The 21,655-nt window shown below is 61.5% G+C and carries 20 protein-coding genes, 4 tRNA genes and 1 pseudogene; 11 read left to right on the top strand and 14 right to left on the bottom strand.

Going from position 1 to position 21,655, the window contains the following annotated elements; translation table 11 throughout:
- Positions 1-74 precede the first annotated feature (74 nt).
- On the bottom strand, positions 75-863 hold the full coding sequence (locus LZK81_RS09675; RefSeq protein WP_233956027.1) for an alpha/beta fold hydrolase: 789 nt from the start codon (positions 861-863) through the stop codon (positions 75-77).
- Positions 864-1,036: 173 nt separating this feature from the next.
- Between LZK81_RS09675 and LZK81_RS09670 the strand changes: the two genes are divergently transcribed.
- Both LZK81_RS09670 and LZK81_RS09665 read left to right on the top strand, forming a co-directional pair.
- Positions 1,037-1,282: a zinc-finger domain-containing protein gene (locus tag LZK81_RS09670; RefSeq protein ID WP_046606418.1), complete on the top strand. Its 246-nt coding sequence runs from the start codon at positions 1,037-1,039 to the stop codon at positions 1,280-1,282.
- A gap of 13 nt (positions 1,283-1,295) precedes the next feature.
- The gene (locus tag LZK81_RS09665; RefSeq protein WP_233956025.1) at positions 1,296-2,459 is read left to right on the top strand and encodes an FAD-dependent monooxygenase; all 1,164 of its coding nucleotides are present in this window, start codon (positions 1,296-1,298) and stop codon (positions 2,457-2,459) included.
- On the opposite strand, the gene LZK81_RS09660 is transcribed toward LZK81_RS09665, so the two are convergent.
- On the bottom strand, positions 2,460-3,650 hold the full coding sequence (locus tag LZK81_RS09660; protein ID WP_233956023.1) for a cystathionine beta-lyase: 1,191 nt from the start codon (positions 3,648-3,650) through the stop codon (positions 2,460-2,462).
- A 365-nt stretch (positions 3,651-4,015) separates the two neighbouring features.
- Between LZK81_RS09660 and LZK81_RS09655 the strand changes: the two genes are divergently transcribed.
- The 4 genes from LZK81_RS09655 to LZK81_RS09640 all read left to right on the top strand — a co-directional run bounded on the left by LZK81_RS09655 (position 4,016) and on the right by LZK81_RS09640 (position 8,334).
- On the top strand, positions 4,016-5,041 hold the full coding sequence (locus LZK81_RS09655; protein WP_046606262.1) for an amino acid ABC transporter substrate-binding protein: 1,026 nt from the start codon (positions 4,016-4,018) through the stop codon (positions 5,039-5,041).
- A 115-nt stretch (positions 5,042-5,156) separates the two neighbouring features.
- On the top strand, positions 5,157-6,350 hold the full coding sequence (locus tag LZK81_RS09650; protein ID WP_046608931.1) for an amino acid ABC transporter permease: 1,194 nt from the start codon (positions 5,157-5,159) through the stop codon (positions 6,348-6,350).
- Positions 6,351-6,390: 40 nt separating this feature from the next.
- Complete coding sequence (locus LZK81_RS09645; protein ID WP_370649360.1) at positions 6,391-7,512, top strand: amino acid ABC transporter permease; 1,122 nt, start codon at positions 6,391-6,393, stop codon at positions 7,510-7,512.
- A gap of 48 nt (positions 7,513-7,560) precedes the next feature.
- Positions 7,561-8,334, top strand: a complete 774-nt coding sequence (locus LZK81_RS09640; RefSeq protein WP_007763130.1) for an amino acid ABC transporter ATP-binding protein — start codon at positions 7,561-7,563, stop codon at positions 8,332-8,334.
- Between the two features lie 50 nt (positions 8,335-8,384).
- Here LZK81_RS09640 and LZK81_RS09635 read toward each other — a convergent pair whose 3' ends face one another.
- From LZK81_RS09635 to LZK81_RS09605, 7 genes are all read right to left on the bottom strand, one after another.
- Complete coding sequence (locus LZK81_RS09635) at positions 8,385-9,041, bottom strand: hypothetical protein (RefSeq protein WP_233956019.1); 657 nt, start codon at positions 9,039-9,041, stop codon at positions 8,385-8,387.
- A gap of 672 nt (positions 9,042-9,713) precedes the next feature.
- Positions 9,714-9,790 (bottom strand) — tRNA-Arg (locus LZK81_RS09630).
- A 43-nt stretch (positions 9,791-9,833) separates the two neighbouring features.
- Complete coding sequence (locus tag LZK81_RS09625) at positions 9,834-10,139, bottom strand: ETC complex I subunit (RefSeq protein WP_038542496.1); 306 nt, start codon at positions 10,137-10,139, stop codon at positions 9,834-9,836.
- A 51-nt stretch (positions 10,140-10,190) separates the two neighbouring features.
- Positions 10,191-10,267, bottom strand: a tRNA-Pro gene (locus tag LZK81_RS09620).
- A 96-nt stretch (positions 10,268-10,363) separates the two neighbouring features.
- Positions 10,364-11,176: an IS5 family transposase gene (locus LZK81_RS09615; protein WP_046612902.1), complete on the bottom strand. Its 813-nt coding sequence runs from the start codon at positions 11,174-11,176 to the stop codon at positions 10,364-10,366.
- Positions 11,177-11,269: 93 nt separating this feature from the next.
- Positions 11,270-11,749: a DUF192 domain-containing protein gene (locus tag LZK81_RS09610; protein WP_233956018.1), complete on the bottom strand. Its 480-nt coding sequence runs from the start codon at positions 11,747-11,749 to the stop codon at positions 11,270-11,272.
- A complete protein-coding gene (locus tag LZK81_RS09605) occupies positions 11,749-12,327 on the bottom strand; it encodes a cold-shock protein (RefSeq protein ID WP_037084473.1) in 579 nt (192 codons plus the stop codon). The genes LZK81_RS09610 and LZK81_RS09605 overlap by 1 nt, the downstream gene beginning before the upstream one ends.
- A gap of 222 nt (positions 12,328-12,549) precedes the next feature.
- Between LZK81_RS09605 and gloA the strand changes: the two genes are divergently transcribed.
- The 4 genes from gloA (at position 12,550) to LZK81_RS09585 (ending at position 14,144) form a co-directional block, all read left to right on the top strand.
- Positions 12,550-12,990, top strand: a complete 441-nt coding sequence (gene gloA / locus LZK81_RS09600; RefSeq protein ID WP_046606257.1) for a lactoylglutathione lyase — start codon at positions 12,550-12,552, stop codon at positions 12,988-12,990.
- Between the two features lie 168 nt (positions 12,991-13,158).
- Complete coding sequence (locus tag LZK81_RS09595; RefSeq protein WP_233956016.1) at positions 13,159-13,713, top strand: hypothetical protein; 555 nt, start codon at positions 13,159-13,161, stop codon at positions 13,711-13,713.
- A 121-nt stretch (positions 13,714-13,834) separates the two neighbouring features.
- Positions 13,835-13,909, top strand: a tRNA-Glu gene (locus LZK81_RS09590).
- Between the two features lie 160 nt (positions 13,910-14,069).
- Positions 14,070-14,144 (top strand) — tRNA-Glu (locus tag LZK81_RS09585).
- Positions 14,145-14,193: 49 nt separating this feature from the next.
- On the opposite strand, the pseudogene recJ reads toward LZK81_RS09585, so the two are convergent.
- From recJ to LZK81_RS09560, 5 genes and pseudogenes are all read right to left on the bottom strand, one after another.
- Positions 14,194-16,027: pseudogene (gene recJ / locus LZK81_RS09580) on the bottom strand (single-stranded-DNA-specific exonuclease RecJ).
- Positions 16,028-16,115: 88 nt separating this feature from the next.
- On the bottom strand, positions 16,116-16,394 hold the full coding sequence (locus tag LZK81_RS09575; RefSeq protein WP_233956013.1) for a hypothetical protein: 279 nt from the start codon (positions 16,392-16,394) through the stop codon (positions 16,116-16,118).
- Positions 16,395-16,525: 131 nt separating this feature from the next.
- A complete protein-coding gene (locus LZK81_RS09570) occupies positions 16,526-17,848 on the bottom strand; it encodes a homoserine dehydrogenase (protein ID WP_046624071.1) in 1,323 nt (440 codons plus the stop codon).
- Between the two features lie 63 nt (positions 17,849-17,911).
- On the bottom strand, positions 17,912-19,129 hold the full coding sequence (locus tag LZK81_RS09565) for an LL-diaminopimelate aminotransferase (protein ID WP_046606252.1): 1,218 nt from the start codon (positions 19,127-19,129) through the stop codon (positions 17,912-17,914).
- Between the two features lie 145 nt (positions 19,130-19,274).
- Positions 19,275-19,676 (bottom strand): hypothetical protein, encoded by a 402-nt coding sequence (locus LZK81_RS09560; RefSeq protein WP_233956011.1) that lies wholly within the window; start codon positions 19,674-19,676, stop codon positions 19,275-19,277.
- A 123-nt stretch (positions 19,677-19,799) separates the two neighbouring features.
- On the opposite strand from LZK81_RS09560, the gene LZK81_RS09555 reads away from it, so the two are divergent.
- Entirely contained in the window at positions 19,800-21,647 is a 1,848-nt protein-coding gene (locus tag LZK81_RS09555) for a PHA/PHB synthase family protein (RefSeq protein WP_233956009.1), read from the top strand.
- Positions 21,648-21,655 lie beyond the last annotated feature (8 nt).

Below are 21,655 nucleotides of genomic sequence, written 5' to 3'. Positions count from 1 at the left end.
AGTATATAGAATAAGTTTACGCCGAGACCAATGGGCGCAAAATCGCATTCCGTTGATCGTAAGAATGAAGAAACCTACGGCCGTGCGGAGAGCTCCGCGTAGAAGTCGACAACCGCCTTCTTGAACACCCGGTCGCCGACCGCGAGCATGTGGTCGCGTCCGGGAATATCGAGGGCAATCGCGTTCGGCATCAAGGCGGCCAGCTCCTGCGCGGAACCGGCGATGTCGTCCGTGGTTCCGACGCCGATCAGGGTCGGCGCGTCGATCCGCCCCATGTCCGCGCGGGTCACCAGATCCCGCGAACCGCGGATGCAGGCGGCCAGGGCCTGCCTGTCGCTCTTCGTCTGGTCGGCAAAGGCACGGAACATTCGGCCGCGGGCATGGCTGACATCGTCGAGCGAAGGGGCGAGCAAGGCGTCTGCGATCGGGTCCCAGTCCCCTACCCCGTCGGTCATGCCGATGCCGAGACCTCCGAGCACAAGCGAGCGCACCCGATGCGGATGGGCGAGCGCGGAAAATACCGAGATGCGTGCGCCCATCGAATAACCGAAGACATGCGCTTCCGGGATCCTCAAGTGATCGAGGAGCGCCATCGAATCATCGGCCATCACCCATGGCCGATAGGCTTCCGGATCGAGCGGCTTGTCGCTTGCCCCATGGCCGCGATTGTCCATGGCAATCACCCGGTAGCCCGCGTCGCCCAGCGTCTTCAGCCAGCCCGGATGTACCCAGTTGACCAGCGCGCTGGATGCGAAACCGTGAATGAGCAGCACCGGATCGCCGGACGGATCGCCTTCGTCGAAATAGGCAAGATCGAGACCCTCATGGGAAAACTTGGAGAAGGCAGGCGCGTTGAGATTCATCGAAGGCAGTCCTCATTGACGCCGGGAACATAAGGGATGAACCGCGGCGTTTGAACCCGTGCCCGACACGAAATCGACGCGCCTGCGGCGGTTTTCCCACTACACAATCGCCAAGCGGGCGGCTAATGTCCGGCGCAAATCAGACGCGCCGCATTCAAATATCGGAGACCATCATGGCCGGGCACAGCATTCCCCACTTCCAGAACGACGGCGGGCATAGCTTGATCCAGATCGGCGTCAAGGAATTCATGTGCACTGGCGCTTCGGTTCCCTTCGACCATCCGCATATCTTCATCGACATGGGCGACGACAACGAGAAGGTCTGCTCCTACTGCTCGACCCTCTACCGCTACAATCCGTCGCTGAAGGCCGAACAGACCGACCCGCCGGGCTGCGTCTTCCACGTCAAGGCCGCCTGATCGGCATTCCGACATGCCCATTGATAGAGTAGCGATCATCGGTGCCGGCATGGCCGGGCTGACGGCCGCGCTCGCCTTCGCCCGCCACGGCATAGCCTGCGACATTTTCGAGGAAGCAGCCGCCCTGATCGAGGTCGGGGCCGGCCTGCAGATATCGCCGAACGCGTCGCACGTGCTCTCCGAACTCGGCGTCCTGCCCGCACTTGAAGCCGTCTGGACCGAACCGGAACGGATTGCGCTCGTTTCGGGGACGTCGCTCAGACCGCTTGCGCATGTGCCGGCCGGGCGTTTCGCCCGCGAGCGCTGGGGTGCGCCCTATGGGGTCCTCCACCGTGCGACGCTTCAAAAGGCGCTGCTTGAGGCCGTCGAACAAAGCCCGCTCTGCAAAATCCATCTGGATACGCCTGTCCGCAAGGATCCGCACGGGACGCTGGCCGGGATCACCGGCAGAACCTATCCCCTGATCGTCGGCGCAGACGGCGTCTGGTCCAACCTGCGCGCCGGCATACCGGACAGCCCGCAGCCGGATTTTTCGCGCAATGTCGCCTGGCGCTTCACTATTCCCGGCAGCGCAAGACCCGACTGGCTGGACGCGGGCCAGGTCACCGCCTTTCTCGGGCCCTCGACCCATGTGGTTGCTTACCCGCTCAAGGAGATCGACGGGTTCAACATCGTCGCAATCGCGTCGGGCATCAGTCCCGGCAGGACCTGGGATGCACAAGCCGGCGATGCGCAGCGGCGCATGCTGCTCGGCCAGTTCCATCGCTGGAACCGGCGCATCGTTCAACTGATCGAAAGGGCCGAACAGCCAACCTTCTGGCCGCTTTACAAGGTGAGTGCCGGGCGCTGGCACAACGGCCGCGACATGGCGCTGATCGGCGATGCGGCGCATGCGATGATGCCGTTTGCGGCCCAGGGCGCGTCTATGGCGATCGAGGACGCGTTCGTGCTGGCAAACCGGGTAGCCGGTCCCCTGCCCCTTGCGCAGGCGCTGGCGGATTTCGAGAGCGAACGTGCGGGGCGGATCGCCAAGGTTCGCGCCCGCGGGCTGTTCAACCGCTTCGCCTATCACGCCCGCGGCCCGATCCGGCTCGGCCGAGACATCGTCCTGTCGCTGCGTCCGCCGCAATCGCTCGCGGCGGATTTCGACTGGCTTTACGGCTTCAAGGCAAGGTGATCACATCTCGGCTGCAGCCGCGAAACCGATTTCCAGGTCCTTCTTCAGGTCGGCCACGTCTTCAAGACCGATCTGCAGGCGGATGACCGGACCTTCCGGCGGCGCCTTGCGAATGGTGCGGTCCGACAGGTTGACCGGCACGGCAAGGCTCTCGTAACCGCCCCAGGAATAACCGAGGCCAAAGAAGGACAGTGCGTCCAGGAAAGCGTGCGCCTTGGCTTTCGCCTTGTCGCCCTCGGCCTTCAGCACGAAGGAGAAGACGCCGCTGGCGCCCTTGAAATCGCGCTTCCAGATCGCGTGGCCCGGAAAGCTCGGCAGCGCCGGGTGCAGGACGCGCGCGACGTCGTCGCGGCTCTCCAGCCATGTGGCAATATCGAGCGCGCTTTTCTGATGATGTTCGAGGCGCACGCCCATAGTCCGCAGTCCGCGCAGGATCTGGTAGGAATCATCCGGTGAGCCGCAGATCCCGAGCCCAATGCGGGCTTCCTCCAGCTTGGGCCAGTGCTTGGCATTGGCCGAAACCGAGCCCATGATGATGTCCGAATGGCCGGACGGATATTTCGTCGTCGCATGGATCGACACGTCGACGCCGAAATCGAGCGGCCGGAAATAAAGCGGCGTCGCCCAGGTATTGTCCATGGTGACGACGCAATCGTGCCGGTGAGCCACGTCGGCGATCACCCTGATATCCTGCATCTCCATGGTGTTGGAGCCCGGCGCTTCGGTATGGATCAGCCTGGTGTTCGGCTTGATCAGCGCTTCGATGCCCGCGCCGATTTCCGGATCGTAGTACTCGATCGAGACGCCGAGGCGCTTCAGCATCGTATTGCAGAAATTACGGCACGGCGCGTAGACGGAATCGACGATCAGGGCGTGGTCGCCGGCCGAGAGATAGGCAAGAAACGGCACCGAGATCGCTGCCAGTCCCGAGGGGACGAGGATTGTCCCGGCCGAGCCTTCCAGTTCGTCGAATGCTGCGCAGAGCGCATCGGTCGTCGGCGTGCTGCGGGTCCCGTAGGTGTATTTCTGGGCCCGCTTCTCCATCGTCGCAGCGTCGGGAAACAACACGGTCGAAGCGTGAACGACCGGCGGATTGACGAAACCGTGGTAGTCGGACGGATCATTGCCCATATGGGCGAGACGCGTGTTGGGGCCAGCGCCGGTGAACAGGGACTCGTTCGTCTTTTTCATGTCGGGGAGAGCTTTCTTTGGCAATGAAGGCACAAAGTTTTGCCGCCGGAGCAAAGCCCGGTCAACCCCGCGACAGGAGCTTAAATCAGATACATCAGGCAACCTTCCATCCCACGGAAAACGCACCTCTTTTGATCATACGCTGCCTAAACTTTAGGTAACTGAGCGTTTTCTGAGCCGGGTTAACGAATTTACCTCATTTCAGACGCAATTCGAAAAGGCGACACTTGACCCTGCGTTGTTTTGCGAATGAGATAGCAACGCCTGCACCGGGAGGGTTAGCGGGCGGCCGGCCGTATTCGAAAAGACAGGGGAGCGGCCCGGTGCCATCAAGTCACAGAAAACCACAGATAAAGGTTGGGAAAATGAAAAAGACGCTTCTGTCAGCCGCGATCGGCGCAGCGGTCCTTGGCTTCGCATCGGCGGCATCGGCCGCCACGCTTGATACCGTCAAGTCCAAGGGTTTCGTTCAGTGCGTCGTCAACACCGGTCTCGCCGGCTTTGCCGCACCGGATGCATCGGGCAACTGGTCCGGTTTCGACGTTGACTACTGCAAAGCCGTTGCTGCTGCCATTTTTAATGACGCAACGAAAACGAAATACACCCCGACCACCTCGCAGACCCGCTTCACGGCACTGCAGTCGGGTGAAGGCGACGTCCTGTTCCGCAACACGACCTGGACGATCAACCGCGATACCGCGCTCGGCTTCAACTTCCGCACCGTCAACTATTACGATGGCCAGGGCTTCATGGTGCCGAAAAGCCTCAACGTGAAATCGGCTCTGGAACTCGCCGGCGCTGCCGTCTGCGTTCAGTCCGGCACCACCACCGAGCTCAATCTCGCCGACTATTTCAAGGCCAACAAGCTCGAATACAAGCCGGTCGTCTACGAAAAGCTGCCGGAAGTGAACCAGGCCTACCAGGAAGGCCGTTGCGACGTTTACACGACCGACCAGTCCGGCCTCTATTCGCTGCGCCTGTCGCTTTCGAACCCGGATGAGCACATCATTCTGCCGGAAATCATCTCCAAGGAGCCGCTCGGCCCGGCCGTTCGCCAGGGCGACGACCAGTGGTTCGATATCGTTTCGTGGACGCATTACGCACTGGTGCAGGCCGAAGAGTTCGGCATCACCAAGGCCAATGTCGATGACATCCGCAAGTCCTCCACCAACCCGGACGTCCGCCGCTTCCTCGGCGTCGAGAAGGATACCAAGATCGGTACCGACCTCGGCCTGACCAACGACTGGGCCTACAACATCGTCAAGGCCGTCGGCAATTACGGCGAAGTGTTCGAGCGCAACATCGGTCAGAACACCCCCCTCAAGATCCAGCGTGGCCTGAACGCGCTCTGGACCAAGGGCGGCCTGCAATACGCTCCGCCGGTTCGTTAATCGGCCAGACCAAGACGGGATAAGGCGGCCAATGCCGCCTTATCCCCACCTAAAACAAAAAAACGCATAAAAAGAAAAAGACCTCAAAAATGAGGTCACAGGGGAAAAGGCCAGCATGACAGATCACGCTGCAATTGCGCCTTCCGAAGCGCGAACTCTCAGATCCTATATCTACGATCCAAAGATCCGGGCTATTTTTTTCCAGATCCTCACGCTCGTCATCGTCGTCGGCGTCGGCTGGTCGATTTTCGACAACACCGTCGCCAACCTTGCGCGCTCCGGTACCGCTTCCGGATATCAGTTCCTCAAGGGCCGCGCCGGTTTCGACATCGGCGCCTCGCTGATCGAATATTCAAGCGATTCGACCTACGGGCGCGCCATCCTCGTCGGTTTCCTCAACACAATCCTGGTGGCGTTCTTCGGCATCATCACCGCGACCACCATCGGCTTCATCATCGGCATCGGCCGTCTTTCGAAGAACTGGCTGATCGCAAAGCTTTGCACCGTCTATGTGGAAGTGTTCCGCAACATCCCGGTGCTGCTGATCATCTTCTTCTGGTACAAGGGCGTGCTTTCGTCCCTGCCGCAGGTTCGGGACTCGCTCAAGCTGCCGCTTGGCATGGTGCTCAACAACCGTGGCCTCGCCTTCCCCAGACCCGTCTGGGGCGATACCGCATGGGTAATCCCCCCTGCGTTGGTGATTGCCATCGTTGCGACGTTCATCGTGGCGCGCTGGGCAAAACAGCGGCAGATGCGCACCGGTCAGCAGTTCCATACGATCTGGGCGGCAATCGGGCTGATCGTCGGCCTGCCGGTCCTCGCCTTCCTTGCCGTCGGCGCTCCGCTGACGTTCGATTTCCCGATCGCCGGCCGCTTCAACCTGTCGGGCGGATCCGTGATCGCGCCGGAATTCGTGGCTCTTTACCTGGCTCTGTCCTTCTATACGGCCTCGTTCATCGCCGAGACGATCCGCGCCGGCATCCGGGCCGTCGCCAAGGGGCAAAGCGAAGCGGCCGCGGCACTCGGCTTGCAGCCCAGCACCACGACCCGCCTCGTCGTCGTACCGCAGGCAATGCGGGTCATCATCCCGCCGCTGACCAGCCAATATCTCAACCTCACGAAAAACTCGTCGCTCGGCATTGCCGTGGGCTTTCCGGAACTGGTCGCCACCGGCGGCACCACGATGAACCAGACCGGGCAGGCGATCGAGGTGGTGTCGATCTGGCTCGTCGTCTATCTCAGCATCAGTATCACGACCTCGCTGTTCATGAACTGGTTCAACGCCAAAATGGCCCTGGTGGAGAGGTAAGATCATGAGCACGAAAAACATTGCCTATGTCCGGCAGGAAATGATCGACCCGACCCCCGCTCCGCTCAGCACCAGGAGCGCCTCGGGCTGGATCCGCACCAATCTTCTGGCCACACCGAAAGACGCCGCGCTGACGATCCTTGCGGTTGCCCTGCTGGTCTGGACGCTGCCCGGCATGATCAACTGGCTATTCGTCCAGGCGGCGTGGTTCGGGACCGACCGCTCGTTCTGCACCACCGCGGTACAGGGCGGCATCAAGCCGAATGGCTGGAGCGGCGCCTGCTGGGCGTTTGTCGGCGACCGCTTCCAGCAATTCATGTTCGGGCGCTATCCGATCGACGAGCGCTGGCGGCCGATGCTGGTGGCGATCCTGTTCATCGGCCTGCTCGTGCCGGTCCTGATGCCGAAGCTGCCTCGCAAGGGCCTGAACGCCCTGCTGCTCTTCGTCGGCCTGCCGATCGTCGCATTCTTCCTGCTGCATGGCGGCGTGTTCGGGCTCCAGAAGGTCGAGACCCCGCTCTGGGGCGGTCTGATGGTGACGCTGATCCTTTCCTTCGTCGGCATTGCCGTCTCGCTTCCCGTCGGCATTCTGCTGGCGCTTGGGCGACGCTCGACGATGCCGGTGATCCGCATTCTTTGCGTCACCTTCATCGAGGTCATCCGCGGCGTGCCGCTGATCACCGTGCTGTTCATGGCGAACGTGATGCTGCCGCTCTTCCTGCCGACCGGCTGGACGATCGACAACTTCCTGCGGGCGCTGGTGGGCGTGGCGATCTTCGCCTCCGCTTACATGGCCGAGGTGGTTCGCGGCGGCCTGCAGGCCATCCCGAAGGGGCAGTTCGAGGGCGCCGATTCGCTCGGTCTCAGCTATTGGCAGAAGATCCGGCTGATCATCATGCCGCAGGCGCTGAAACTGGTCATTCCCGGCATCGTCAACACCTTCATCGGCCTTTTCAAGGATACGTCGCTGGTGTCGATCATCGGCATGTTCGACCTTCTCGGGATCGTACAGCTGAACTTCACCGACACGACCTGGATCAGCCCCGTCACACCAATCACGGGCCTCATCTTCGCAGGCTTCATCTTCTGGCTGTTCTGCTTCGGCATGTCGCGCTACTCCGCCTTCATGGAGCGGCACCTCGACACCAACCTGAGGCGATAGCCGACCTGAAGCTGTGCCTAGCCACAAACGATAACTAAGGGGATAAAAATGGCAGACGCCCAACCCAAAAAAATGACCGTCTCGGCTACCGACGTTGCCGTCGAAATCATCGGCATGAACAAGTGGTACGGCGATTTCCACGTGCTGCGCGACATCAACCTGAAGGTGATGAAGGGCGAACGCATCGTCATCGCCGGCCCGTCCGGTTCCGGCAAATCGACGATGATCCGCTGCATCAATCGCCTTGAGGAACACCAGGCCGGCAACATCATCGTCGATGGCATCGAGCTTACCAACGACCTGAAGAAGATCGACGAAGTGCGCCGCGAAGTCGGCATGGTGTTCCAGCACTTCAACCTCTTCCCTCACCTGACGATCCTCGAAAACTGCACGCTCGCGCCGATCTGGGTGCGCAAGATGCCGAAGAAGCAGGCGGAAGAGATCGCCATGCATTATCTGGCCCGCGTCAAGATCCCGGAACAGGCCAACAAATATCCGGGCCAGCTTTCCGGCGGCCAGCAGCAGCGCGTGGCGATTGCCCGCTCGCTGTGCATGAAGCCTAAGATCATGCTGTTCGACGAGCCGACCTCGGCGCTCGACCCGGAAATGGTCAAGGAAGTGCTGGATACGATGGTGAGCCTTGCGGAAGAAGGCATGACCATGCTGTGCGTCACCCACGAAATGGGCTTTGCCCGCCAGGTCGCCCACCGGGTGATCTTCATGGACCAGGGCCAGATCGTCGAACAGAACTCGCCGGCGGAGTTCTTCGACAACCCGCAGCACGAGCGCACGAGGCTCTTCCTGAGCCAAATCCTGCACTGACGGCTTTACGGGCACGCAATCACGGGGCGCTTCGGCGCCCCGTTTTCGTTTCACCAGCGGAAGGAATAACGAGCATTGACGCTCGTGACCGGTTCGGGCGCATCCGAGCTGCGGTCAAGCGCACCGCTGACCGTCATGTCCCGGCCGAGCCTCTTTTCCACGGCGACGCCCGCCCCGACCGTGCGAAACCCGTTGCTGCCGCTTGCCCGCCCGACCAGCGCCGTGCTGCTCGGGCTATGCGACAGGCGAACCGACTGGCTGGCATCGAGTCCTCGCCATTCTCCCGAGGTCCCATCATACCGCAGGCCGTAGCTGCTGCGCCTCTCGATATCGATCGTCGGCGTGGCGATTTCCTTTTCGTAATAATTCATGGTGATCCCGGCGCTGCCGGTATTGCCGTCGAGATCGACACCGACGCCGCGGTTCAGCTGATAGGCGGGCGTCTGGATCTTTTCCGCCGTGAAATTGCTCCAGAACTTGATGGGCGTATCGACCGGAGTTCCGCTCGTCGACGTATCGACGCCCATCGACACGCCGGCCTCGGTTTCGAGCCTGGTCGGCAGCTTGAGGCCGAGCTTGACCGAGTAGCTGGTGTCGGAATTTCGGATCGGCTTCCAGATCAGTGGCTTGTCTTCCGCAAACCCCGGACCAGCCGTCAAAAAACACGCAAGCGCCAAAACCGCGCCCGCGGATGATATCCTTTTCATATGAATCCCCACTCTAAGCTCAAAACAAGCGAAGGGTCCGGGCAATTCGAACTGCCCGAATGAAAACCATTTCAATGTGTTGAAGGCGTTTGCCGAGGGCCGTGGCCGCTCAATCGCCGATCTGTCTTCCGCTCGCGTGACGCTACGGAACCGACAAGATGCATCATATGAAACAATGCGGCAATTCCGAATCCTCAATGCGGCAAGAATGGGGTTTCGCGAGCCCAGCATTTTTCGCGGGCAGCGGCGGACTGCCTTTCAAGGAGTTCAGGAACAAATCGCCTGACATCGCGTTTCACGCGGCATCCTATCAAGCGGAGAGCGGACATATGAACCTCAAGCTCGCATTGGGCGTGGCACTTGGCCTAGCCTGCACATCGATTGCGGCTGAAGCCCGGTCGGATTTGCGGCTCTACGGAGCAGTGCCTGTGGAAAGCAGCCCTCAGCTCATGCAGGCGTACAACAGGGCGCTGGCGCGATGCCTCCCTGAAGCTGGTCTGGCGGAGGCTGGAGCGATAGCAGAGACCAGTCTGCCTGCGGTGCGGTTGCGGGGTTGTTTGTATCGCAATGGGTTCTTCTACCGGGGCGTCTATGCATACCCGGTGGCCATGTCTGTGTACCGCACCAGGTAGTCGCGCGGCTCAGTTGGAACGGGTCGGACAAGATCAAGGCTGGCGACCCCTGCAGGACTCGAACCTGCGACCTGCTGCTTAGAAGGCAGCTGCTCTATCCAGTTGAGCTAAGGGGCCGATCTCGGCAGCGGCGCTCGGAAAGGCCCGAGCGGCTAAAAAATCAATGCGTCCAGGGCTGGGTGCGGCTGAAGCGGAAATTGTCGGTGTAGGAAACGATCTGACGATTCGGATCCTTCGGCTGGATGACGCGGTATTCGATGCCTTCGCGCTTGGCATAGGCTTCCGCCTGTTCCTGGCTTTCGAAGGTCAGCCGAAGCTGCTGCTTCATGTCGCCGGAGGAGGTGTAGCCAAGGATCGGATCGATGCGGCGCGGCTGTTCCTGGTCAAATTCCAACACCCAGAGATGGGTCTTGGCCTTGCCGGACTGCATGGCGGTCTTTGCGGGACGATAGATCTTGGCGGCCATTCCTGTAACGCTCCATGGAATGGAACGGATAAGGAGCCTCACCTAAAAGCATGGTCGGAGTGGAGAGATTCGAACTCCCGACCCTCTGGTCCCAAACCAGATGCGCTACCAGGCTGCGCTACACTCCGTTCCTACGGTGGTTGCGAGATACACGGTTCCCCCTTGTGCCGCAACTGCAAAATGGACCCTTGGCCATTCGAAAGCCTAAGAGTCCGTCCGAGAATTCACGAGCGGCGTGCGATCCGTCTGACGAGGGTCATGATGGATGCGGCATAAAGGAAGGCCTTGGCGGACTTGATGGTTGCTTCCGGGTCTTTCCATAGCCGCCGGTTTCGGCTGATCCAAGCGAAGAAGCGCTCGACAACCCAACGCTTTGGATGAACGGCAAAGCCGACCTGATCCTTCGGCTTGCGGACGATCTCGACGTCGACCAGTGTCGCATTTTGCGGCCTGTCGCCAGAGTATCCCATGTCGGCAAATGCCTTGGCAACGAACGGGAAGGACTTCCGAGACAGTCGCAGAACCGGGATGGCACCATCGCGATCCTGAACGTCGGCCGGTTGAGGATCAAGCACGAGAGCACGTCCATCCATATCGACCATTGCTTGTCGCTTGCGGCCTTTGATCTTTTTACCCGCATCATATCCACGCGGACCGCCGCTCTCGGTGGTTTTGACACTCTGGCTATCCAACACAGCAGCACTTGGAGAGGCCTGGCGGCCGGTCCGCTCGCGATCCGCCATGACGAGGCAGTGATTGATCCGCGTGAAGACACCAGTGTCACGCCAGCGGCAGAAATACCCGAAAACCGTGCTCTTGGGCGGCAGGTCTTTCGGGATGAGACGCCAGGGAATGCCGCCCCGCAGAACGTAAAAAATGGCGTTGATGATCTCCCGCAGCGGCCAAGCTGGCTTACGCCCCCTTGGCGCAGGCTGCGGAAGAAGGGGCGCTATCACCGCCCATTCCGCGTCCGTCAGGTCGGTTTCGTATCGTGGCTGTTTGCGACTATACTGCCGCCGGGTGGTCGGGTTCCACATGGCGCTTCCATTCAGGCTTCAGACACCTTCTTGGAATCATCATCGGCCCGATCACTCAACCCAATTCTCGGACGGGCTCTAAGAGTTTGAGAATTACCACTGATTGCCGATGCGTTTGCTGATCACCTTGTCGCCCGCCTTGATGCCAAGCGACTTCGAGCGACCGGCATTGAGCTCCAGCACGAATTTCACAGGTCCGCGCGAATCGATGATGTCGCGGGAATAGGGCACCGCGTTCTCGCGGATATGCGAGATCGTGCCGTCGCCCTGGATGAACAGCATGTCGAGGGGCAGGATGGTGTTCTCCATCCACATCGAGACCGGCCGCGGCGTGCCGAAATCGAAGAGCATGCCGGCATCCGGGGCCATCACCTTGCGGTACATCAGACCCCGCTCGCGCTGGGCATCGGTGAAAGCGAGCTCGACGGAAAACTTGTAGGTCTGGCCGGCCGCAGTCCTGATCGAAAGCTCCTCGCGCGGAAAGGCCACGTCCTGCGCGACCGCGCTGCCCGCCAGGATGAGAAAAAGCGCCGCAAGGGCGCTTTTCAGAAACGATGAAAACGAGAAATGCATCAGTGCGACCGGCTCACGGGATTGGGATTGTCGGGGTGGATTTCCGCCGCCATCAGGCCCTTGTCACCCGGTCCGAAGCGCACCAGCACGACCTGGCCCGGACGCAGCTCGGTGAGGCCGAAGCGGCGCAGCGTTTCCATGTGCACGAAGATATCTTCCGTCCCCTCGCCGCGCGTCAGGAAGCCGAAACCCTTGGTGCGGTTGAACCACTTCACCAAGGCCCGTTCCAAGCCGCTGGTCGCAGTCACCTGTACGTGAGTGCGCACCGGCGGAAGATCCGAGGGGTGGACGGCGGTGGACTGATCCATGGACAGGATGCGGAACGCCTGGTACCCGCGATCCCGCTTCTGGATCATCGCGACGATGCGCGTGCCCTCCAGAATGGTCTGGTAACCGTCTCGACGAAGGCAGGTCACGTGCAGAAGCACATCCTGCATGCCGTTGTCTGGAACGATGAAGCCGAACCCCTTGGCCACATCGAACCATTTGACGACGCCAGTGATTTCGATCAGCTCGACCGGCTCGCCCGGGAGCTCTTCGAAACTGCCAACGTCTTTCGATGACATTCTGTCTGCCATATCCTGTCGGCCCCTCGATTACGCGTTACGACGTGACGATCAACTGATTCTTAGAGGATAGATTAACATCCTGCTAACCATCTAGCGCAAGTCCCTGCCTTGGCTTTATCCACCTTCATCTCTATCTAGAGTGGCTTGCTCCAGGCTGGCGTCTGCGCCATATCCAGCACGGACCCGAACGAGGTCTATCGGCGACTGGATTTATCGGAGGAAGACACCATAATGCGTTATCTTCATACCATGGTCCGGGTGAAAGACCTGGACGCCTCACTTCATTTCTACACCACCGTTTTCGGCCTGAAAGAGATCCGGCGCATCGACAACGAGAAGGGCCGCTTCACGCTGGTCTTCCTCGCGGCCCCCGACGATCTCAGCGAAGCCAAGGACGTTCTCGCCCCCTGCGTCGAGCTGACCTACAATTGGGACACCGAGGATTATACCGGCGGTCGCAACTTCGGTCACCTCGCTTATGAGGTCGATAACATCTACGATTTCTGCCAGCACCTTTCGGACAACGGCATCACCATCAACCGTCCGCCGCGCGAAGGCCGGATGGCCTTTGTTCGTTCGCCGGACGGCATTTCGATCGAACTCCTCCAGAAAGGCGACAACCTGCCGGTTGCCGAACCCTGGGCTTCAGCACCGAATATCGGCAGCTGGTAAAACTTTTCAACGCGGCGGCTTCTTTTTTACTCAACCGCCGCGTTCTTTCCCCAACCTTGCCCCAGGCTAACCTCGCCTGCCCCGGCCGGCTTGTTCATGGCGCTCTTCCGCGAGATGCTCGGACACGATGATTCGCGGCATGACGCCCGCGATGGGAGCCGACGGGGCATGCCTTTGCCAAAAACACCTTTCCTGTGTTCGAACGTCCGCGTGACGCTGGCGATCGTCTGCCTTTCTGCGCTGACGCTCAGTGGCTGCACCACCACGAAAAAGACGGCTGACGCCATGACGCCGGCGCCGCGCACCACGGCGGCGGCGAGCGCCAAGGGCATCCCTGGCAAGGGCGGCACCACGGCCTCGAACCGCCGTGCCGATCCGGCCATCCCCAAGGCAGAGGCGCAGTCAGCCCAGGCGCCGGCAGCAACCGCGCCGGCCGCCGTTCCCACCGCGGAAAATACCTTCCCGCCGGCGCCTGCACAGCCACAGCAGGCCTCGATCGCGGGCCTTGCGACGCAATCGACCGGCGTGCGCGCCGACAGCGGTACGATCTTTTCGGCGAACCCGCCGATGGCTGCGGCCGCCCCATCCGGCAACGGCCCGGTTCCGGCCAATCTGCCGCGGCGGAATTTCAACGCCACCACCGCCAGCGTCTACAGCATGCCGCAAGCAACGCCCGCCGCAGCCTGCGGGACCGACGCTCAGGGCACTCCTTTAAGCTGCTGATTTGACGCCATTTTCATTCAAACCGCCGGCGCCGGAGAAGCCGTCATTTTTTTGTAAAAAAGATGGCTTTGGCGCTTGCAGGAAAGAAATCCCCTCTCTATAAGAGCGCCACGAAGCGCAGGCGCCCTTCGTCTATCGGTTAGGACACCAGATTTTCATTCTGGGAAGAGGGGTTCGACTCCCCTAGGGCGTGCCACTTCCACCTCCCCCAAGCTTTTGTTTTTATTCCTGTATCCAGCCTTCGTGCGCCGTTTTTCAGCCGCGTGATTTTTTGCGTACGCAAGCGCTGGAAAATGCAATTTTGCGCTTGCGAGATAGAAACACCCTGACTATAAGGGCGCCACCACGAAGCGCACGCGCCCTTCGTCTATCGGTTAGGACACCAGATTTTCATTCTGGGAAGAGGGGTTCGACTCCCCTAGGGCGTGCCACTTCCTCTCTCCGCAAAAGCGGATTCCATCCCGAATTCGACCAGCTTCCCTACGGCGCCTTCACGGCGTCGAGCAGGCGAAGCTGCATCCGGCGCGTGCCCTGCCATTGATCGGCGCTGAGGCAGCCGGCAGCGTGAATCTGAGCACCCCTCGAATTCAGCAGCATATTGCCGAGCGGCGTTTCGGCGGCCCGGAAGGCGATCCCTTCGAGACGCGAGCCGTCGGCTGCCTCCAGCGTCACCTTGATATGTGCGGTGCCGACAAGGCGGGCATCCTTCAGCCGGTGGGCGGGGATGGCAAAGACCGGCTGTGAATGGCCCGAACCATAGGGACCGGCCTGTTCGAGCTGATCGAAGAGTTCGAGCGTAGCACCTGAGGCTGAAAGCGCACCGTCGATCTTCAGCACGTGATTGGCGACCAGTGCCGGAACGCCCTCGCCCGCCATTTCCTCGAAGAAGGCGCGCAGGCGGCCGAGATTGCTGCGCTCCACCGTCAGCCCCGCCGCCATGGCGTGGCCGCCGCCCTTGACGAGCAGGCCGGTATCCACCGCCGCGCGGACCATGCGGCCCATGTCGAAGCCGTTGATCGAGCGGCCGGAACCGGTACCCTTGCCGGACGGATCAAAAGCGATCGCGAAAGCCGGCCGCTTGAATTTTTCCTTCAGCCGCGCCGCGATCAGCCCAACAATACCTGGGTGCCACTTGTCGCGCGCCGTGACGATGACGTTGGCCCCCTCGCCGTTCCCGTATTCGGCCAGCACCTCGGCCTCCGCCTCGGCGAGCATGGCCGCCTCCATGGCCTGCCGCTCGCGGTTGAGCTCATCCAGCCGGCCGGCGATCACCTCCGCCTCGATCGGGTCTTCGAGGGTAAGCAGGCGGCTACCGAGTGCCGCATCGCCGATGCGCCCGCCGGCATTGATGCGCGGGCCGATCAGAAAGCCGAAATGATAGGGCGTCACCGGGCCGCCAAGCCCCGCCTTGCGAAATAGCGCCGAAAGCCCGGCATTGCCCATATGCCGGGCGGCAAGCAGGCCCTTGACCACATAGGCTCGATTGAGGCCCTTCAGCGGCACCACGTCGCAGACGGTCGCCAGCGCGACGATATCGAGCCAGGCGAGCAGGTCGAGCGATCTGGCGCGCGGATCGCCAATCTGGCGCATGTGGCGCGCGGCCGCGACCAGAACCAGGAAGACGACGCCAGCGGCGCAGAGGATGGCCCTGGCCCGAAAGATCGTCCTCGCGATTCGGATTGACGAGCGCCAGGCACGGCGGCAGTTCGTGGCCGAGCTGGTGGTGATCGATGACCACGACGTCGCAACCTTCTTCGCGCGCAGCGGCGAGAGCGTCATGACTGGTGGAGCCGCAGTCGACGGTGACGATGAGGCTGGCGCCATTGGCGATCAGCTGGCGGATCGCCGCCGGATTGGGGCCGTAACCTTCGAAGATGCGGTCCGGAATATAGATTTCCGCCTCGATGTCGAAATGGCGGAGAAACCGGTAGAGCAGCGCCGAAGACGATGCGCCGTCGACGTCGTAATCGCCGAAGATCGCCACTTTTTCCTGCCTGGCGATCGCATCGGCCAGCCGCAGCACCGCCTTTTCGCAATCGGTGAGCGTATAGGGATCCGGCATCAGCGAGCGAATCGTCGGGTCAAGGAAAGCGGGGGCATCGTCGAGCGTAACGCCGCGGCCGGCAAGCACGCGGGCGACGAGATCGGGAATGCCGTGGATCTGGGCGATCGCCAGCGCCCGGTTCTGGGCTGCCTGATCGAGACGCGACACCCAGCGCTGGTCGCCCGCAGAGCGTTCGACGCCGAGGAATGCGCGCGGGACGGGATCAACCGTTTCCACTGTCGACGAAAGCGCGGAGAAAATTCTGGTCATGGAGCGCTTTTAGCGTATCGCGAGAGCAAGAGGAATCGCTTTGACGGGATTGCCGGTCGGATCGCGCCATCATTCGATAACCGGCCGGTCACAGCATCGACCAGACGAATGCCGAGCCGCTGATGCCGGCCGCGACGGCGAAGAACACAAGCAGGAAAACAAAACTCCGCCGCCCTTCAAGACCGTCAACACGCGCCTGATCATTGGCATGGGCAAAACGCATGGACCGAGAACCATGTGGCTCGGGGAGGATTCTGCCGAGTTGCAGCCGGTATCCCTTGTTCCGCGTGGTCATTTTCCGCGTATTCATGGCCCGCATCTTCATGGCGATCGCGCAAGCCTCCTCGACAGTGATTGCCAGCGACAATCTACGTCCGGAGGCCCCTGAGCGGCCAGCCAGTGAGCCTTTGCGGCCTTGCTTTTCACAGACGTTCTGGAAAGGTTCCGGCGTTACCCACAGGAAACGGCAGCGCCGGCTTCTCGAAGCGATCTACTTTTTTAAAAAGCCTTGGGCCGTTCGATGCGAATCACCTGGGGCTCGCCGACGAGATAGCTTTCCGCCTTGATCGCATCGACGGCCTTGCGGATCGAATCCTCCATCGTCGCATGGGTGACGAGAATGATCGTCTTCGGCGTGTCCGTCGCGGCGTCCGGTTTGGCCCGCTGCATGATCGATTCCAGCGAGATGCCGTTCTCGGCCATGCGGGCGGCGATGCTGGCAAAGACGCCGGTGCGGTCGGCGACCGTCAGGCGGATGAAATAACCGCCCTCATGGCTCTGCATGCGGGCGCGCTTGTAGGGCGCCAGCGACGCCGCCGGTGTGCCGAGGACAGGAACCCGTTGAGCGCCCGGGCTGCTCTTGGCGATGTCGGCGATATCGCCGAGAACGGCGGAAGCGGTCGCATTGCCGCCGGCGCCGGGGCCGACCATCAGCAGTTCACCGAGGATATCGGATTCGATCGCCACCGCATTGGTGACGCCATCGACCTGGGCGATGACGGAGTCATGCGGCACCATGGTCGGATGGACGCGCTGCTCGATGCCGCTGTCGGTCAGCTGGGCGACGCCGAGCAGCTTGATGCGGTAGCCGAGATCGGCCGCCGCATGGATGTCCTCGATCGAGATATTGCTGATGCCCTCGAGGTAGATCTCGTCGGCGGCGATCTGCGTGCCGAAGGCGAGCGTCGTCAGGATGGCGAGCTTGTGGGCCGTGTCGTTGCCCTCGATATCGAAAGCCGGATCGGCTTCGGCGTAACCGAGCCGCTGCGCTTCCTTGAGGCAATCGGCAAACGACAGGCCTTCCTTCTCCATCCGGGTCAGGATGTAGTTGCAGGTGCCGTTCATGATGCCGTAGACGCGCGACACGGTATTGCCGGTCAGCGACTCGCGAAGTGCCTTGATGACCGGAATGCCGCCGGCGACGGCTGCTTCGAAATTGAGGAGGACACTTTTCTCTTCGGCGATCTTGGCAAGCTCGACACCGGACGCTGCAAGCAACGCCTTGTTGGCCGTCACCACATGGAGACCACGGGTCAGGGCTGCCTTTACGGAATCGGCGGCGGCACCCGAGGCGCCGCCTATCAGCTCTACAAAGACGTCGATATCGGCCTCGTTGGCCATCTTTTCCGGCGTATCGAACCAGGCGATACCGGAAATATCGATGCCGCGGTCGCGGGACCTGTCGCGCGCCGTGACCGCGGTAATCTCGATCGCACGGCCGCACGTCGTTGCCAATTCATTCGCGCGGGTCTGGATGATCCGGACGAGCGAGGCACCCACAGTGCCGAGACCCGCAATGCCGACTTTGAGGGCGTCTGCCATGCTATTCTTCCTGATTGCCTGGGAGGTGGCGGCCCAAGCGGGCCGCCGGAAATGCTGGTCCGATCAGCGGCGCGTGTTGAGCGAGATGACGTTGTGCATCGTCTCGTCGGCCGTCGACAGGAACTTCTTGATGTTGCGGGCCGCCTGACGGATGCGGTGTTCGTTCTCGACGAGTGCCAGACGAACATAGTCATCGCCCATCTCGCCGAAACCGATGCCCGGCGCAACCGCGACGTCCGCCTTCTCGACGAGGAGCTTCGAGAATTCGAGGCTGCCGAGGTGGCGGAACTTTTCCGGGATCTTCGCCCAGGCGAACATGGTGGCTGCCGGCGGCGGCACTTCGAAACCGGCCTTGCCAAAGGAGTCGACCATCACGTCGCGGCGGCGCTTGTAGACGTTGCGGACTTCCGCGATGTCGGCACCGTCGCCGTTGAGGGCATGGGTCGCCGCGACCTGGATCGGCGTGAAGGCGCCGTAGTCGAGATACGACTTGACGCGGGTCAGCGCCGAGATCAGCCGCTCGTTGCCGACCGCAAAGCCGATGCGCCAGCCGGGCATGGAGAAGGTCTTCGACATCGAGGTAAACTCGACGGCGATATCCATCGCGCCGGGCACCTGCAACACGGACGGTGGCGGTTCGCCTTCGAAGTAGATTTCCGAATAGGCAAGGTCCGACAGTACGATGATGTCGTGCTTCTTGGCGAAGCTCACCACTTCCTTGTAAAAATCCAGCGAGGCGACATGCGCCGTCGGGTTGGACGGGTAGTTGAGGATCAGCGCCAAGGGTTTTGGGATCGAATGCTTCACCGCCCGTTCGAGCGGCGGAAAAAAGCTGTCGTCCGGCTCGACCGACATGGAACGGATCACGCCGCCGGCCATCAGGAAGCCGAAGGCATGGATCGGATAGGTCGGGTTGGGGCAGAGGATAACGTCGCCGGGCGCAGTGATCGCCTGCGCCATGTTGGCGAAGCCTTCCTTGGAGCCGAGCGTCGCGACGACCTGGGTATCCGGGTTGAGCTTCACGCCGAAACGGCGGGCGTAATAGGCGGCCTGGGCGCGGCGAAGGCCGGGAATGCCCTTGGAGGACGAATAACGATGGGTGCGCGGGTCCTGGACCACTTCGCACAGCTTATCGACGATCGCCTTCGGGGTCGGAAGGTCGGGATTGCCCATGCCGAGATCGATAATGTCCGCGCCACCCGCTCGCGCGCTTGCCTTCAAACGGTTGACCTGTTCGAAGACGTATGGCGGCAGGCGTCGGACTTTATGAAACTCTTCCATCTTTCTCCCCGTGGAAGGCGCGCAGCGTCAGACGCGACGCGCCGGTGTCGCATGATTGGCGATTTTTTGCTTTGCGACCAAAAGCGCCGAAAGGCAAGTGCTATTTGCCGATACCGAGTTGCCCGGATGAGTTGGTTTGCCTGGACTACCTGGCGATATTGGCCAATGCGTCCTTGCCATGCTCGGCGGCGAGCTTGCGGTATTCGGCGACCCGGCGCTGATATTCGGCTTCCGAGATCGAGCCCGACCTGCGCAGGCGGGCGAGCGACGCAAGGCGCGGCTCGGACTTGTTGTAATCCTCGTCCTCGATCTGCTCGGCCGCAGCACGCAACGTCGGATCGAAGCTCGGATAGACGCCGGTGTTCTGCCTGGTGACAGGGCCTGGCGGCGGCGCGGTCTTGGTCTGGACGACCACGGCCGGCGGTGCGGTGTTCGGAATACCGTCATCCAGAGCAAAGGTGTTGCTGTTGCAGCCGGCCAGCAGAGAGAGCGCGCCAAGAGCGATGAAAAGCGGTAAGCTGCCGATCCGATGCCTCAGTTTTTCCATTTCCGTAACCCAGTTTCCGTCATCGGCCAAATGCACCTGAAGGCGCCGATCGCTGGCACTTGTATTCGCTTTCAGGCACAATGTACAAACGAAAACAACTAACAAACTGTGGGGAGGCAGCACGTGGCGGAAAAGACCGACGACAAAGGGCAGACCGGACAGGAATTTCCGGGATTCGACCCCAAATCGGTCGAGGCCTACGTGGTCAAGGACCCGCAGGCACTCGCCATGAACTTCGCCCGGGCGCTCGAAAACCTCGGCAAAGCGGCGTCGGAATGGCTCCGACCACGCGAAGGGGGACAGGTCACCGATTCGGTCGCAGACCCGGTGACCGACCTCGTGAAGACCCTTTCCAAGGTCACCGAATACTGGATCTCGGATCCGAAGCGGACGCTCGAGGCACAGACCCTGCTCTTCTCCAGCTATATCGGCATCTGGACGCGCACGCTCAATCAGTTTTCGGGGCAGCCGGTCGCGCCTGAAGCCGATACCCTGCCGAAGGACAAGCGTTTCGCCGACGATGACTGGATGAAGAACCCGTTCTTCGCCCTCCTCCGGCAGCTCTATCTCGTCACCGCCTCCTGGGCTGACAAGCTGGTCACCGAAGCCGACGGGCTCGACGAGCACACGCGCCACAAGGCCAGCTTCTACGTGAAGCAGATCACCGCCGCCCTTTCGCCGGCCAATTTCGCTCTCACCAATCCGGAGGTGTATCGCGAGACGGTCGCCAGCAACGGTGCCAACCTGGTGGCCGGCATGAAGATGTTCGCGGAGGACATCGCGGCCGGAGGTGGTGACCTCAGGCTGCGCCATACCGATGCGACCAAGTTCGCGATCGGCCGCAACATGGCGCTGACGCCGGGCAAGGTGATCGCCCAGAGCGAGGTTTGCGAAGTCATCCAGTACGAGCCCTCGACGGAAACGGTGCTGAAGCGCCCTCTCCTCATCTGCCCGCCGTGGATCAACAAGTTCTACATCCTCGACCTCAACCCCCAGAAGAGCTTCATCAAGTGGTGCGTCGACCAGGGCCACACGGTATTCGTGATCTCCTGGGTCAATCCGGATGAACGCCACGCGAAGAAAGACTGGGAATCCTACATGCGCGAGGGGATCGACTTCGCGCTGACCACGGTCGAGAAGGCTACCGGCGAAAAACAGGTGAACGCGATCGGTTACTGCGTCGGCGGAACGCTGCTTGCCGCGACGCTTGCCTATCACGCCCAGAAGAAGAACAGCCGCATCGCATCGGCGACCTTCCTCACCACCCAGGTGGATTTCACCCATGCGGGGGATCTCAAGGTCTTCGTCGACGAGGAGCAGATCGCCTCGATGGAAAAACAGATGAACGCGGTCGGCTATCTCGACGGCTCGAAGATGGCGACCGCCTTCAACATGCTGCGCGCCTCCGAGCTCATCTGGCCCTATGTCGTCAGCAACTACCTGAAGGGTAAGGAACCGATGCCCTTCGACCTGCTCTACTGGAATTCCGACAGCACGCGCATGGGGGCGGCAAACCACGCCTATTACCTGCGCAACTGCTACCTCAACAACACCCTCAGCAAGGGCGAGATGAAACTCGCCGGCAAGACGATCTCGCTGAAGGACATCAAGATCCCGGTCTACAATCTCGCCACCCGGGAGGACCATATCGCGCCGCCGAAATCGGTCTTTCTCGGCTCCTCGCTGTTCGGCGGGCCAGTGGATTTCGTGCTGACCGGTTCGGGCCACATTGCCGGCGTCGTCAACCCGCCCGACAAGCAGAAATACCAGTACTGGACCGGCGGCAAGGCCGAGGGCCAGTATGAAGACTGGCTGACCGGCGCCGAAGAAACCAAGGGATCCTGGTGGCCGCACTGGCATACCTGGGCCGAAGCGAAGGACGACGAGCGCGTGCCGGCCCGCAAGCCCGGCGGCAAGGCGCTGAATGCGATTGCCGATGCGCCCGGCACCTATGTGCTGGAACGCATCTGATCATTTTC

It is taken from the genome of Neorhizobium galegae (assembly GCF_021391675.1).
GTDB lineage: Bacteria > Pseudomonadota > Alphaproteobacteria > Rhizobiales > Rhizobiaceae > Neorhizobium > Neorhizobium galegae_B.
The sequence above is the reverse complement of the archived record's forward strand: the minus strand, read 5'-3'. Positions and strand labels throughout refer to the sequence as shown.

Bases quoted from the DNA above. Each gene is read 5' to 3' on its own strand.
- LZK81_RS09610 (WP_233956018.1), bottom strand. From the start codon at position 11,749: ATGCATTTCTCGTTTTCATCGTTTCTGAAAAGCGCCCTTGCGGCGCTT.
- LZK81_RS09635 (WP_233956019.1), bottom strand. From the start codon at position 9,041: ATGAAAAGGATATCATCCGCGGGCGCGGTTTTGGCGCTTGCGTGTTTT.
- LZK81_RS09570 (WP_046624071.1), bottom strand. From the start codon at position 17,848: ATGGCAGACGCCCTCAAAGTCGGCATTGCGGGTCTCGGCACTGTGGGT.
- LZK81_RS09560 (WP_233956011.1), bottom strand. From the start codon at position 19,676: ATGGAAAAACTGAGGCATCGGATCGGCAGCTTACCGCTTTTCATCGCT.
- LZK81_RS09675 (WP_233956027.1), bottom strand. From the start codon at position 863: ATGAATCTCAACGCGCCTGCCTTCTCCAAGTTTTCCCATGAGGGTCTC.
- LZK81_RS09670 (WP_046606418.1), top strand. From the start codon at position 1,037: ATGGCCGGGCACAGCATTCCCCACTTCCAGAACGACGGCGGGCATAGC.
- LZK81_RS09625 (WP_038542496.1), bottom strand. From the start codon at position 10,139: ATGGCCGCCAAGATCTATCGTCCCGCAAAGACCGCCATGCAGTCCGGC.
- LZK81_RS09565 (WP_046606252.1), bottom strand. From the start codon at position 19,129: ATGGAAGAGTTTCATAAAGTCCGACGCCTGCCGCCATACGTCTTCGAA.
- LZK81_RS09640 (WP_007763130.1), top strand. From the start codon at position 7,561: ATGGCAGACGCCCAACCCAAAAAAATGACCGTCTCGGCTACCGACGTT.
- gloA (WP_046606257.1), top strand. From the start codon at position 12,550: ATGCGTTATCTTCATACCATGGTCCGGGTGAAAGACCTGGACGCCTCA.
- LZK81_RS09655 (WP_046606262.1), top strand. From the start codon at position 4,016: ATGAAAAAGACGCTTCTGTCAGCCGCGATCGGCGCAGCGGTCCTTGGC.
- LZK81_RS09595 (WP_233956016.1), top strand. From the start codon at position 13,159: ATGCCTTTGCCAAAAACACCTTTCCTGTGTTCGAACGTCCGCGTGACG.
- LZK81_RS09665 (WP_233956025.1), top strand. From the start codon at position 1,296: ATGCCCATTGATAGAGTAGCGATCATCGGTGCCGGCATGGCCGGGCTG.
- LZK81_RS09615 (WP_046612902.1), bottom strand. From the start codon at position 11,176: ATGTGGAACCCGACCACCCGGCGGCAGTATAGTCGCAAACAGCCACGA.
- LZK81_RS09660 (WP_233956023.1), bottom strand. From the start codon at position 3,650: ATGAAAAAGACGAACGAGTCCCTGTTCACCGGCGCTGGCCCCAACACG.
- LZK81_RS09645 (WP_370649360.1), top strand. From the start codon at position 6,391: ATGATCGACCCGACCCCCGCTCCGCTCAGCACCAGGAGCGCCTCGGGC.
- LZK81_RS09650 (WP_046608931.1), top strand. From the start codon at position 5,157: ATGACAGATCACGCTGCAATTGCGCCTTCCGAAGCGCGAACTCTCAGA.
- LZK81_RS09605 (WP_037084473.1), bottom strand. From the start codon at position 12,327: ATGGCAGACAGAATGTCATCGAAAGACGTTGGCAGTTTCGAAGAGCTC.